Genomic DNA, 12,384 nt, shown 5'->3' on the forward strand with positions numbered 1-12,384 from the left:
GCCTGGTCGGCCACAGCGGCTCGGGCAAGAGCACGCTGGTCAACCTGATCTGCCGCTTCTACGACGTCACCGACGGCGCGATCCGGGTCGACGGCGTCGACCTGCGCCGCTACGCGGTGGCCGACTACCGCCGCCACATCGGGCTGGTGCTGCAGGAGCCGTTCCTGTTCTTCGGCACCGTGGCCGAGAACATCGCCTACGGCAAGCCGGGCGCGTCGCGCGAGGAGATCGTCGCGGCGGCCCGCGCGGCGCACGCGCACGAGTTCATCCTGCGGCTGCCGCACGGCTACGACGCGCTGGTCGGCGAGCGCGGCCAGGGGCTGTCGGGCGGCGAGCGCCAGCGCATCAGCATCGCGCGCGCGCTGCTCATCGACCCGCGCATCCTGATCCTCGACGAGGCCACGTCGAGCGTCGACACCGAGACCGAGCAGGAGATCCAGAAGGCGCTGGACAACCTGGTGCGCGGGCGCACGACGATCGCCATCGCGCACCGGCTGTCGACGCTGCGCCGCGCCGACCGCCTGGTGGTGATGGACCGCGGGCGCATCGTCGAGGTCGGCACGCACGACGACCTGCTCGCGCGCCGCGGCGCCTACTGGCGCCTGTACGAGGCGCAGGCGCGGCAGGTCGACCATGAGGAGGCCGACTTCGCCGAGCGCGTCGTGCCCCCGGCGCCGCCGGCGGCGCACCCGGCGGGCGCGGCATGACGACGCCGCCGATGAACGCAACGGTCGACTGGCGCATCGAGCGCGACGCGCACGCCCGCCTGGTGCTGACGCTGGCCGACGGCGGCGTGCACGTCGGCGTGGTGCCGATGCGCGCCTTCCCGCTGTCGGCGCCCGACGCCGGCGTGTCGCTGGTCGGCGGCGACGGCCGCGAACTGCTGTGGATCGACCGCCTCGACGCACTGCCGCCGGGGCCGCGTGCACTGCTCGACGACGAGCTCGCGGCGCGCGAGTTCGCCCCCGAGATCCTGCGCCTGCGCGCGGTGTCGACGTTCGGCACGCCGAGCACCTGGCACGTCGACACCGACCGCGGCGAGACGCGCTTCGTGCTCAAGGGCGAGGAGGACATCCGCCGCCTCGGCGAGCACGCGCTGCTGGTCACCGACAGCCACGGCGTCGGCTACCGCGTGCGCGACCGCTTCGCGCTGGACCGCCACTCGCGGCGGCTGCTCGAACGCTTCTTGTGACGCGCGCGGACGCCGCCTCACCGCGGCGCACCGAGGCCGGCGAGGTCGAGCAACGCGCGCGCGTACACCTCGGGCGGCTGCGCGCCCTGCAGCAGGTGACGCCGGTCGACGACGACCGAAGGCACCGCGCGGATGCCCGCCTGCAGCCACGCCTGCTCGGCCGCGCGCACCTCGTCGGCGCAGGCATCGCCTTCGATCACCGCGCGCGCCGCATCGAGGTCGAGCCCGGCCTGCGCGGCCGCGTCGAGCAGCACCTCGGGCGCGCCCGGGTTGCGGCCGTCGCGGTGATAGGCTCGCAGCAGCGCGTGCTTCAGCCGGCGCTGCGCCTGCGCGCCGACCCCACCGGCGTGGTGCAGCAGGCGGTGCGCGTCGAAGGTGTTCCACACGCGCCGGCGCTCGCCGAACTCGAAACCCACCGCGGCGCCGCGCTCGCGCAGCGCGTCGCGTGCGGCGTCGAGCTGCGCGTCGTCCATGCCGTACTTGGCCTTCAGGTGCTCGGCGGCGTCCTCGCCGTCGCGGCCGAGCGCGGGGTTGAGCTCGAACGGCTGGAACTGCAGCGCGACCTCGAGCGCGTCGCCGTGCGAGACGCGCATCGCCTCGAGCGCGCGCTCGAGCGCGGCGAGGCCAACCGCACACCAAGGGCAGGCCACGTCGGAGACGAAGTCGATGTGCAGCGTGCGGGCCGTCATGACGCCGATTGTCCCCCCGGGCGGCGGATCGCGCCGGCGCGCGGCGTAGCATCCGCAGCCGTTGCGCCCGCGCGCCCGCCCGCCCCGCCAACTGCCGTGACCCGCTGCCCCCGCCTGCCCCGCGTTGCCGCCGCGCTCACAGCCGCGACGGCGATCGTCGGCTGCGCCGGTTCGCGGGCGCCGCTGTCGGCGTCGCGGTTCGAGAACTTCGACTCGCAGGAGACGCACGCGCGACTCGTCGACGCGACGCCGGCGCAGGCCTGCGAGGCCGCGCGCCGCGCGCTGCTCAGCCAGGGCTACCTGATCGGCAGCGCCGGCGCCGAGTTCGTCAGCGGCCGCAAGTCGTTCCAGCCCACGCGCGAGGCGCAGGTCGACCTGGAGATGCGCGTGGTGTGCGTGCGCGAGTCGCCCGGCGGCGAGATCGCGACGGTGTTCGTCAGCGGCACCGAGGAACGCTACGCGCTGAAGAAGAGCAGCAGTTCGGCCAGCGTCGGCGTCGGCGCGCTCGGGTCGCTGTCGCTGCCGTTCGCCGCCGGCGACGAGGCGCTGGTGCGCGTGGGCACCCAGACCATCACGCAACCGGCCTTCTACGACCGCTTCTACGCGCTGGTCTACCGCTTCCTAGGCGCTCCGTCGCCCGACGTCGACGACGACGCACCGGCGACGCCGCGCTGACCAAGCGAGCGCGCACCGGCAACGGCAATGCGATCGACTACAGTCGATCATTCCCACCCACAGCACAGGAGGTCCCCGATGGGTCTGATCAGTTTCATCAAGGAGGCCGGCGAGAAGCTGTTCGGCACCGGCGAGGCCAAGGCCGCGCAGGAAGCCGCCGCGAAACAGGCCAGCGCCGAGAACGTGGCCCGGCTGAACAAGGCCGCCGGCGACGCGATCGCCAACTACATCGTCGCGATGGGGCTGAAGGTCGACGGCCTGAAGGTCGACGTCGACTCTGGCACCGGCACGGTGACCGTCTCGGGGCAGGTCGCCGACCAGGCCACGCGCGAGAAGGTGGTGCTGTGCTGCGGCAACGTCGACCGTGTCTCGGCGGTCAACGACCAGCTGACCGTCGTCGCGCCGCAGCCCGAGTCGAAGATCTACGTCGTCGTCAAGGGCGACACGCTGTCGAAGATCTCGAAGGAGTTCTACGGCACGCCGAACAAGTACATGCAGATCTTCGAGGCCAACAAGCCGATGCTCACGCACCCCGACAAGATCTACCCGGGGCAGGCGCTGCGCATCCCGCCCGAGGCCTGACGAGGTGCCGGGGCGGGCCGGCCTCAGGCCGGCTCGAGCACGGCCCGCGGCACGGCGGCGCGGGCGTTCGCGAAGACCTCGCGCGCGCAGTCCTCGCAGCAGGCGCAGTGACGCGCGATGCAGGTCTCGTCCTGCAGCGCGTCGAAATCGGTCACGCCGTCGCGCGCGTGGCGCTCGATGTCACGCTCGGAGATGCGGTGGCACAGGCAGACGATCATGACGCGGTCCGGTTCGATTCCTGAATCGGACTCTAGTACAAATGCGAATGCTTCGCAATAGTACTGTCGATCCGGTGATCGCCGGCGCCGCGGCGCTCAGCGCAGCGCCGGCGCCATGCCGCCGAGCGCGCGCACCGCGCTCTCGCCGATGCCGGCGCCGAAGCGCTTGGCCAGCCGCTCGGCCAGGTTGCCGCGCGGCGTGTAGTCGATGATCTCCTCGGCCTTGACGACCTCGCGCGCCACGTAGTCGAGGTTGCCGGTGCGGTCGGCCAGCCCCAGTTCGACGGCCTTCTCGCCGTTCCAGAACAGCCCGGAGAACATCTCCGGCGTCTCCTTCAGCCGCGCGCCGCGGCCGTCGCGCACCGCGTCGATGAACTGGCGGTGGATCTGGTCGATCATCGCCTGCGCGTAGGCCACGTGGCGCTCGTTCTGCGGCGAGAAGGGGTCGAGCATGCCCTTGTTGTCGCCGGCGGTCAGCAGGCGGCGCTCGACGCCGAGCTTGTCCATCGCGCCGGTGAAGCCGAAACCGTCCATCAGCACGCCGATGCTGCCCACCAGGCTCGCCTTGTCGACGAAGATCTCGTCGGCGGCCGCGGCGATGTAGTACGCACCCGACGCGCAGACCTCCTCGACGACGGCGTAGAGCTTCTTGCCGTGCAGCGCCTTCAGCCGGCGGATCTCGTCGTTGACGATGCCCGCCTGCACCGGGCTGCCCCCGGGGCTGTTGATGCGCAGCACCACGGCCTGCGCGCCGGCATCCTCGAAGGCGCTGCGCAGGCCGGCGACGATCGCCTCGGCGCTCGCATCGGCATCGGTGGCGATCTCGCCCTTGACCTCGACCAGCGCCGTGTGCGGGCCCGCCGGCGCCGCCGACAGGCGGCTGTCGACGAAGATGGCCCATGCCACCGCGACGAACAACCCGAACCAGGCGAGCCTGAAGAACACGCGCCAGCGGCGCTCGCTGCGGCGGTCGCGCAGCAGGTCGCGCACCAGCCGCTCGACGGTGTCCTCGAGGCGGGCGCTGCCGGCCGCCGGGGCGGGCCGGGCAGCAGGCGGCGCGGTCGCGCTCGGCGGGGGCGCGCCGGCGGGGTCTTCGGGGTCGGTGTTCATCGCGGTCTCCCGGACGCCGCGGCGGCGTCGTGGTCGTCGAACTGCGGCGGCCGCAGGGCCGCGGAAGGATACCAATACACCCCGTCGGCGCGCTCCTCGAGCGCCACCTCGGTGAGCCGCGCGCGGCCGCACGGCCCGCCGACGCAGCGGCCATTGGCCGGCTCGTAGGTCGCACCGTGCACCGCGCAGACGATGTAGCGCCGCTCGGCGTCGAGGAACTCGCCCGGCAGCCAGTCAAGTTCGCTGGGCACGTGCACGCAGCGGTTCAGATAGGCCACCGCGCGGCCTTCGAAGCGCAGCGCGAACGCGCGCATCGGCTCGCCGCGCCAGACCACGTCGAAGAGCAGCGCGCGGCCGCGCTCGACGAGCTCGTCGCCGCGGCACAGGAACTGCGCCGCGTCGCCGGCGCGGGCGTCGTCAGCCATGCCGCAGCAGCCAGTCGTGCAGCTCGCGCGTGCTGTGCGCCACCGCCAGCGGCTCGTGACCGACCAGCTGCGCCGGCTCGTGCGCGCCGTAGGCCACGGCGACGCAGGCGGCGCCGGCGTTGGCCGCGAGCTGCAGGTCGTGCGTGGTGTCGCCGATCATCAGCGTGCGCTCGGGCGGCACGTCGAGCTCGTCCATCAACTCGAGCAGCATGCGCGGGTGCGGTTTGCTCGCGGTCTCGTCGGCGGTGCGGGTAGCGTCGAACACGCCGCGCAGCCGGGCATGCGCCAGCGCGTCGTTCAGACCCTGCCGCCCCTTGCCGGTGGCCACCGCGAGCAGCTGGTTGCGCGCCTTCAGCGCGCCGAGCATCTCGAGCGTGCCGTCGAACAGGCTCAGCTCGTGCTGGCGCGCCAGGTAGTGGTGGCGGTAGCGGTGGCCGAGCTCGGCGTAGCGCTCGCTCGGCAGCGACGGCGCGGCGTGGCGCAGTGCGTCGTGCAGCCCGAGCCCGATGACGTAGGCCGCGTCGGCGTCGCTGGGCACCGCCGCGCCGACGTCGCGGCAGGCGTCCTGGATGCAGCGCACGATCGACGCGGTCGAGTCGAACAGCGTGCCGTCCCAGTCGAAGACGACGAGGTCGAAGCGGCGTGAGGTGGCGTTCACGGCGGCAAGTGTCGCGCAACGGCCGCGCGTCTCCCGGTCACCGGTCTTGCGCCAGCGCGTCGAGCAGCGCGGCGCAGTCCGCCGGCAGCGGCGCCTCGAGCACGACACGATCGCCGCTGGCCGGGTGGTCGAACGCCAGGCGCCGCGCGTGCAGGAACATGCGCTCGAAGCCCCGGTCGCGCGCGAACGCCTTGTTGCGCGCGAAGTCGCCGTACTTCGGGTCGCCGACGATCGGACAGCCGGCATGCGCCAGGTGCACGCGGATCTGGTGCGTGCGCCCGGTGGCGATGCGCACGTCGAGCAGCGTGCAGCCGCCGACGCGGCGCACGACCTGCACGATCGAGATCGATCGCTGTGCCGCCTCGTGGCCGGCGCCGACCACGCGCACGTGACGCTCGCCCTGCGCGTCGGTGCCCTTGAGCAGCGGCAGGTCGATGACCTTGCGCTGCGCCGGCCAGTCGCCGAACACCAGCGCCGCGTACAGCTTCTCTGTGCCGCGCGCGCGGAACTGGTCCTGCAGGTGTTTCAGCGCGCTGCGCTTCTTGGCCAGCAGCAGCAGCCCCGAGGTCTCCTTGTCGAGGCGGTGCACCAGTTCGAGGAACCGCGCTTCGGGCCGTGCGCGGCGCAGCTGCTCGATGACGCCGAAGCTCACACCGCTGCCGCCGTGCACCGCGACGCCGGCCGGCTTGTCGATCGCCAGCAGGTGCTCGTCCTCGTGGACGGCGGCGAACTCGCGCGGCGGCGCCGCCGTCGCGGACGGCGCGGCGACGCGCACCGGCGGCACGCGCACCGTGTCGCCGGCGGCCAGGCGGGTGTCGGCCCCGGCGCGGCCCTTGTTGACGCGCACCTCGCCGCTGCGGATCAGCCGGTAGACGTGGGTCTTCGGCACGCCCTTGAGCAGGCGCAGCAGGAAGTTGTCGAGCCGCTGCCCGTCGCCGCCTTCGCCGACCAGCACCTGCCGCACCGGCGGTGCCGAAGGCCGGATCGGCGCGGCTTGGCCCGGCTTTTTCGGCGCACCGGCCGCGGCGGCTTCCGCCCCTATAATTCGCGCGCGCACCTGGAAACGGTAAGTGCTTGATTCGTCAGAGTTTAGCCGGGCACCCGCCCCGCCCCAGGAGGACGCACAACCGGTGATGCAACGCCACCGGCCGACGACGGGCCCGGTCCCCACGTGACCCCGCAGCCGCCGACCGAGGGTGGAAGAGACACCGCCAGAAGAATCCCGCCACGGGCCCGTGGGAAGCAACGCACGGGCCTGCGGCATCGACCAGGTTGATCGGTGCGACGGTCGCAAGTCCGCTCGCGCCAGCGCCCAGTGAACGCGCGTCCGTTGTCGCCCCCGCCGTCCCCCGAACCGCTGCCGCGCCCGCCACGAGCGAGTGCGCGCGCAGTGCCGCGCGCCGCCGCGCGGCCGCGGGACGTCCACGGGGCGCGCGCACGCTCGTCCGCCGGTGCGCACGTGGCTTCGCCGCGCGACTGACCGCTTCAGCGGACGGCGCGCGGCCCCGGCCAGTTCCTCCCCGGTTCTTCTTCGGTCGCTCGTGCATCGAACTGCCGCCGGCTTCGCGCCGGCGGCTGGGCCTGAACGCGGCCGCGCGCACGACGCCGGCCGCGATGGAGTGCACGTCAATGAAACGCATGCTGATCAACGCCACGCAGCCCGAGGAGCGGCGCCTGGCGATCGTCGACGGGCAGAAGCTGCTCGACTTCGAGACCGAGATCGAGGGGCGCGAGCAGCGCAAGGGCAACATCTACAAGGCCGTCGTCACGCGCGTCGAGCCCAGCCTGGAGGCCTGCTTCGTCGACTACGGCGAGGACCGCCACGGCTTCCTGCCGTTCAAGGAGATCTCGAAGAACTACTTCCGCGAGGGCGTCGAGGCGCGCAGCGCGAAGATCGGCGACGCGATCAAGGAAGGCCAGGAACTGCTGGTGCAGGTCGAGAAGGAGGAGCGCGGCAACAAGGGCGCCGCGCTGACGACCTTCGTCAGCCTCGCCGGCCGCTACCTGGTGCTGATGCCCAACAACCCGCGCGGCGGCGGCGTGAGCCGGCGCATCGAGGGCGAGGACCGCGAGGAGCTGAAGGAGAACCTCGAGGCGCTCGACTACCCGAAGGGCATGAGCCTGATCGCGCGCACCGCCGGCATCGGCCGCAGCGTCGCCGAGTTGCAGTGGGACCTGAACTACCTGCTCAAGCTGTGGGACGCGATCGACGGCGCGGCCAAGGCCGGCAAGGGCGCGTTCCTGATCTACCAGGAGTCGTCGCTGGTGATCCGCGCGATCCGCGACTACTTCACCGCCGACATCGGCGAGATCCTGATCGACACCGACGACATCTTCGATCAGGCGCAGCAGTTCATGAACCACGTGATGCCCGACCAGGCTTCGCGGGTGAAACGCTACCGCGACAACGCGCCGCTGTTCTCGCGCTTCCAGATCGAGCACCAGATCGAGACCGCGTTCTCGCGCACCGTCAACCTGCCCTCGGGCGGCGCGATCGTCATCGACCACACCGAGGCGCTGGTGTCGGTGGACGTCAACTCCGCGCGCGCCACCCGCGGCAGCGACATCGAGGAGACCGCCACGCGCACGAACCTGGAGGCCGCCGACGAGATCGCGCGCCAGATGCGGCTGCGCGACCTCGGCGGGCTGATCGTCGTCGACTTCATCGACATGGAGGAGAGCAAGAACCGCCGCGAGGTCGAGCAGCGCCTGCGCGACGCGCTGCGCCAGGACCGCGCGCGCGTGCAGTTCAGCTCGATCTCCAAGTTCGGCCTGCTGGAGCTCAGCCGCCAGCGGCTGCGTCCCGCGCTGTCCGAGGGCAGCCACATCACCTGCCCGCGCTGCAACGGCACCGGGCACATCCGCGACACCGAGAGCAGCGCGCTGCAGATCCTGCGCATGGTGCAGGAGGAGTCGATGAAGGAGAACACCGCCGCCGTGCACGTGCAGGTGCCGGTGGAGGTGACGAGCTTCCTGCTCAACGAGAAGCGCACCGAGATCACGAAGATCGAGCTCAAGCAGCGCGTGACCGTGCTGCTGATCCCGAACCCGCACCTGGAGACGCCGAACTACAAGCTCGAGCGGCTGCGCCACGACGACCCGCGCCTCGAGGCCTACCGCGCCAGCTACACGATGATCGAGGAGCCCGACGACGAGGTCGGCATCACGCGCCGCGAGAAGGCCAAGGCCAAGCAGGAGCCGGTGATCAAGGGCGTGCTGCCCGACTTGCCGCCGGCGCCGCTCGAACCCAAGCCGGCGCCCGCGCCGATCGCGCCGCCGCCCGTGACGCCGCCGGCGGCGGCCACGCCGGCCGCCCCGGCTGCGGCGGCCGGCAGCGGCTTCTTCGGCTGGATCCGCAGACTGTTCGGCGCCGCGCCGGCGGCGACGCCGGCGCGGGCACCGCTGGCTGCGCCCGCCGAGGCGGCGCCCGGGCCGCGCGAGACACGCGAGGAGGCACGCGAGCCGCGCCGCGGCGACCAGCGCCGCGGTGACCGCGGCGGTCGCGGTCGCGGTGGCGAGGCGCGCGGCGGACGCGGCGACGAGCGCCGCGAAGAGCCGCGCCAGGGCGAAGCGCGCCGCGACGGCCGCCGCGACCAGCGACGCGGCCCCGCCGACGCGGCCGCCAAGCCCGTCGACGAGCAGCGCGGCGCGCGGCCGCAGCCCGTGGCGCCGGCCGCCGAGCCGGCCAGCGAACGCGAAGCGGTCGCCTCGTTCGTCGACACGCAGCCCGGCGGCGAGGGCGACGCCGGCAGCGCCGCGCGCGACGGCCGCCGGCGCCGCGGGCGTCGTGGCGGCCGCGGCCGCGACGCGGCGCGCGCCGAGGTGCCGGGCGCCGACGAGTCGCTCGACGCCGAGACCGTCGCCGAGGAGGCGGTCGAGACGATGCCGCCGACCGACGTCGAACGGTCGGCCGAAGCCGCGGTGGTCGCCGCCGAGGCGGTCGAAGCCGGAATCGAAGCCGGCGAAGGCGAAGCCGACGCTGACGGCGAGCGCAGGGCACGCCGCCGCCGTCGCGGTCGCCGCGATCGTCGCGACGGCGACGAGGTGACCGCCGTCGACGTCGGCGAGCAGGCCGCGGAAGGCGCCGCGGTCGACACCGCGGTCGAGGCCACGAGCGAGCCCGCCGCGGAGGTCGCCGTGGACGCGGTCGCAGCGCCGCCGGCGGTGCGCACCGCGGCCGTCGTGCCGCCCGCCGTGCCGCAGGAGGTGGTGCTCGAGGTGGTTGCGGTCGAGGCGCCACCGGCGCCGCCGGCGGTCGCCGCGGTGCCGGGCTACGTGCTGCCGGCCGACGAACTGATCGCCGTCGCGCAGCGCGCCGGGCTCGAATGGGTCAATTCCGACCTCGACAAGGTGCGCGCCGCGCAGGCGGCGATCGCCAGCGAGCCGCCGCCGGTGCGCGTGCCGCGCGAGCGCAGGCCGCAGATCGTCGTCGACGAGGGGCCGCTGGTGCTGGTCGAGACGCGCAAGGACCTGTCGCAGATGAAGCTGCCGTTCGAGCTCGCGGGCGGCGCGGCGGGCGCGGCACCGACGGCGCACTGACCCGTCGTTGCGCCGCGGCGCGGCGGCTGGCCCCGTCAGGGCAGCCGCTCGAGCGCGTGCTGGTACGGGCGGTGGTGCATCAGTTCGTCCCAGCTCAGCGGCGGCAGGTGCGGCAGCAGGGCCAGGCGCCGCGCCTCGCTGTCGGGGTCGGGTCGCCAGCTGCCGGCGTCGGCCTGCGCGGCGAGGCCGTCGATCAGGTCGTCGACGGCGCGCCCGCCGTCCACGCTCTGGTTGCACAGCAGCACCAGGTCGCAGCCGGCGTCGAGCGCCAGCGCCGCCGCCTCGGCGTAGCGCAGCTCGCGACCGGCGAGCCGGCGCGCGCCGGCCATGCTCAGGTCGTCGCTGAAGATCGCGCCGTCGAAGCCGAGCCGCCCACGCAGGATCTCCTTCAGCCAGCGCGCCGAGAAGCCGGCGGGCCGGGCGTCGACCCTCGGGTAGATCACGTGCGCCGGCATCACGCTGGCCAGGCTGGTGCCGAGCCACTCGTAGGGCCGGGCGTCGTCGGCGAGGATCGTGGCCAGCGCGCGACGGTCGACCGGCACGTCGACGTGGCTGTCCGCGGCGACGTGTCCGTGGCCGGGAAAGTGCTTGCCGCAGTTGGCCATGCCGGCGAGCAGCAGCCCGTGCATCAGGCTCTTGGCCAGCAGCGTCGCCACGCGCGGGTCGCGGTGGAATGCGCGGTCGCCGATCACCGTGCTCGGTCCGTGGTCGAGGTCGAGCACCGGCGCGAAGCTCAGGTCGACGCCGCAGGCGCGCAGCTCGCTGCCGAGCACGTACCCGCACGCGGTGGCGGCGTCGGTGGCGGCCATCGCGTCGCGCATCCACAGCTCGCCGAGGCTTCGCATCGGGGGCAGGTGCGTGTAGCCGTCGCTGCGGAACCGCTGCACGCGCCCGCCCTCGTGGTCGACGCAGATCAGCAGGTCGGGGCGCAGCGTCTTGATCTCGGCGGTCAGTGCGACGAGCTGCCGGCGGTCGCGCCAGTTGCGCGCGAACAGGATCAGCCCGCCGACCAGCGGGTGCGCGAGGCGTCGGCGGTCGTCGGTGTTCAGCTCGGTGCCAGCGACGTCGAGCACGACGGGGGCGTGGACAGTCATGGCGACGGGTTCTCCAGGGTCTCGACGACGACGACGCTGGTCGCGTAGTCGCTCTCGTCGCTGAGTGTGACGTGCGCGCGAAGGTGGCGCGCATCGAACCACTCGGCCAGCTCGCCGTGCAGGCGCACGTACGGCTGTCCGCTCGGGTGGTTGAGGATTTCGCAGGCGCGCCAGGTCATCGGCATGCGCATGCCCAGCCCGATCGCCTTCGAGAACGACTCCTTGGCGGAGAAGCGCGTGGCCAGGAACGCGAGGCCGCGCCGCGCCGAGCGCGCGTGCCGCGCGTGGTACACGCGCAGCTCGTGCGGTCCCAGCACCCGCTCGGCGAAGCGCTCGCCGCGCCGCTCGAGCGTGGCGGCGATGCGGCGCAGGTCGACGATGTCGGTGCCGATCGCGTAGATGGCCACGGCGCGTCAGCGCGCGAACGCGCGCCCGATGCAACGCTGGTAGTCGCGCACCGTCTCGGCGTAGCCCAGCTCGAGTGCGTCGGCGATCAGCGCGTGGCCGATCGACACCTCCCGCACACCGGGCACGGCGCGCAGAAAATCGGCGAGGTTGTCGCGGTTCAGGTCGTGCCCGGCGTTCAGCCCCAGCCCGGCCGCCAGCGCCGCCTCGCCGGCGCTTGCGTAGCGCGCGAGCATGTCGGCCTGCACGGGCGTGCCGTGGGCGCGCGCATAGGCCTCGGTGTAGAGCTCGACGCGGTCGGCGCCGGAGGCGCGCGCGTGCGTCATCGCCTCGGGCAGCGGGTCCATGAACAGGCTCACGCGCACGCCCAGCGCGTGGCACTCGTCGATCAGCGGGCGCAGCGTGGCGGCATCGGCCGGCAGGTTCCAGCCGTGGTCGGACGTGAACTGCCCCTCGGTGTCGGGCACGAAGGTGGCCTGGTGCGGCTTCACGGCGCGCACGAAGTCCATCAGGTTGTGCAGCGGGTTGCCCTCGATGTTGTACTCGGCGTGCGGACGATCGCGCAGCAGTTCGGCCAGCTCGTGCACGTCGTGCGCGCGGATGTGGCGGCCGTCGGGGCGCGGGTGCACGGTGACGCCCTGCGCGCCGGCGTCGAGCACGATCGTCGCCGCACGCGTGACGCTGGGGATGCCGAGGTGGCGCGTGTTGCGCAGCAGGGCGACCTTGTTCAGGTTCACCGACAGCGCGGTGCGCGCGTCGCGGGCGCACGCTTCGGGGGCGACGAGCGGGTTCATCGG

14 protein-coding genes are annotated in these 12,384 nt (G+C 73.4%); 5 read left to right on the plus strand and 9 right to left on the minus strand.

Features of this window, described 5'->3' with window-relative positions:
* Together PKC53_RS08680 and PKC53_RS08685 are read left to right on the plus strand one after the other, a co-directional pair.
* The coding region (locus PKC53_RS08680) for an ATP-binding cassette domain-containing protein (RefSeq protein WP_324428076.1) at window positions 1–707 on the plus strand (707 nt) is incomplete at its 5' end.
* Window positions 708–718: 11 nt separating this feature from the next.
* Window positions 719–1,192, plus strand: a complete 474-nt coding sequence (locus PKC53_RS08685) for a DUF1854 domain-containing protein (RefSeq protein ID WP_324428077.1) — start codon at window positions 719–721, stop codon at window positions 1,190–1,192.
* Window positions 1,193–1,209: 17 nt separating this feature from the next.
* Here PKC53_RS08685 and PKC53_RS08690 read toward each other — a convergent pair whose 3' ends face one another.
* Entirely contained in the window at window positions 1,210–1,881 is a 672-nt protein-coding gene (locus tag PKC53_RS08690) for a DsbA family oxidoreductase (protein WP_324428078.1), read from the minus strand.
* Window positions 1,882–1,977: 96 nt separating this feature from the next.
* Here PKC53_RS08690 and PKC53_RS08695 point away from each other — a divergent pair, with 96 nt between their 5' ends.
* Both PKC53_RS08695 and lysM read left to right on the plus strand, forming a co-directional pair.
* Complete coding sequence (locus PKC53_RS08695; RefSeq protein WP_324428079.1) at window positions 1,978–2,556, plus strand: DUF2242 domain-containing protein; 579 nt, start codon at window positions 1,978–1,980, stop codon at window positions 2,554–2,556.
* A gap of 78 nt (window positions 2,557–2,634) precedes the next feature.
* Window positions 2,635–3,138, plus strand: a complete 504-nt coding sequence (lysM, locus tag PKC53_RS08700) for a peptidoglycan-binding protein LysM (RefSeq protein ID WP_324428080.1) — start codon at window positions 2,635–2,637, stop codon at window positions 3,136–3,138.
* A 23-nt stretch (window positions 3,139–3,161) separates the two neighbouring features.
* Here lysM and PKC53_RS08705 read toward each other — a convergent pair whose 3' ends face one another.
* The 5 genes from PKC53_RS08705 to PKC53_RS08725 all read right to left on the minus strand — a co-directional run bounded on the left by PKC53_RS08705 (window position 3,162) and on the right by PKC53_RS08725 (window position 6,513).
* The gene (locus PKC53_RS08705; protein ID WP_324428081.1) at window positions 3,162–3,356 is read right to left on the minus strand and encodes a (2Fe-2S)-binding protein; all 195 of its coding nucleotides are present in this window, start codon (window positions 3,354–3,356) and stop codon (window positions 3,162–3,164) included.
* A 96-nt stretch (window positions 3,357–3,452) separates the two neighbouring features.
* Window positions 3,453–4,466 carry a S49 family peptidase gene (locus tag PKC53_RS08710; RefSeq protein ID WP_324428082.1) on the minus strand — a complete coding sequence of 338 codons (1,014 nt, stop codon included), beginning with the start codon at window positions 4,464–4,466 and terminating at the stop codon, window positions 3,453–3,455.
* Window positions 4,463–4,891: a Rieske 2Fe-2S domain-containing protein gene (locus tag PKC53_RS08715; RefSeq protein WP_324428083.1), complete on the minus strand. Its 429-nt coding sequence runs from the start codon at window positions 4,889–4,891 to the stop codon at window positions 4,463–4,465. Before PKC53_RS08715 ends, PKC53_RS08710 begins: the two co-directional genes overlap by 4 nt.
* A complete protein-coding gene (locus tag PKC53_RS08720) occupies window positions 4,884–5,549 on the minus strand; it encodes an HAD-IA family hydrolase (RefSeq protein ID WP_324428084.1) in 666 nt (221 codons plus the stop codon). Before PKC53_RS08720 ends, PKC53_RS08715 begins: the two co-directional genes overlap by 8 nt.
* A 37-nt stretch (window positions 5,550–5,586) precedes the next feature.
* Complete coding sequence (locus tag PKC53_RS08725; RefSeq protein WP_324428085.1) at window positions 5,587–6,513, minus strand: RluA family pseudouridine synthase; 927 nt, start codon at window positions 6,511–6,513, stop codon at window positions 5,587–5,589.
* A gap of 665 nt (window positions 6,514–7,178) precedes the next feature.
* On the opposite strand from PKC53_RS08725, the gene PKC53_RS08730 reads away from it, so the two are divergent.
* Window positions 7,179–10,088 carry an Rne/Rng family ribonuclease gene (locus tag PKC53_RS08730; RefSeq protein WP_324428086.1) on the plus strand — a complete coding sequence of 970 codons (2,910 nt, stop codon included), beginning with the start codon at window positions 7,179–7,181 and terminating at the stop codon, window positions 10,086–10,088.
* A 35-nt stretch (window positions 10,089–10,123) separates the two neighbouring features.
* On the opposite strand, the gene nagZ is transcribed toward PKC53_RS08730, so the two are convergent.
* The 3 genes from nagZ to PKC53_RS08745 are packed head-to-tail and all read right to left on the minus strand — an operon-like array spanning window position 10,124 to window position 12,381.
* Window positions 10,124–11,182, minus strand: coding sequence for a beta-N-acetylhexosaminidase (gene nagZ, locus PKC53_RS08735; protein ID WP_324428087.1), 1,059 nt, complete (start codon window positions 11,180–11,182; stop codon window positions 10,124–10,126).
* The gene (acpS, locus tag PKC53_RS08740; RefSeq protein ID WP_324428088.1) at window positions 11,179–11,589 is read right to left on the minus strand and encodes a holo-ACP synthase; all 411 of its coding nucleotides are present in this window, start codon (window positions 11,587–11,589) and stop codon (window positions 11,179–11,181) included. The genes nagZ and acpS overlap by 4 nt, the downstream gene beginning before the upstream one ends.
* A 6-nt stretch (window positions 11,590–11,595) precedes the next feature.
* Window positions 11,596–12,381, minus strand: a complete 786-nt coding sequence (locus tag PKC53_RS08745; protein ID WP_324428089.1) for a pyridoxine 5'-phosphate synthase — start codon at window positions 12,379–12,381, stop codon at window positions 11,596–11,598.
* Window positions 12,382–12,384 lie beyond the last annotated feature (3 nt).

Source organism: Azohydromonas sp. (genome assembly GCF_035325925.1).
GTDB lineage: Bacteria > Pseudomonadota > Gammaproteobacteria > Burkholderiales > Burkholderiaceae_C > Calidifontimicrobium.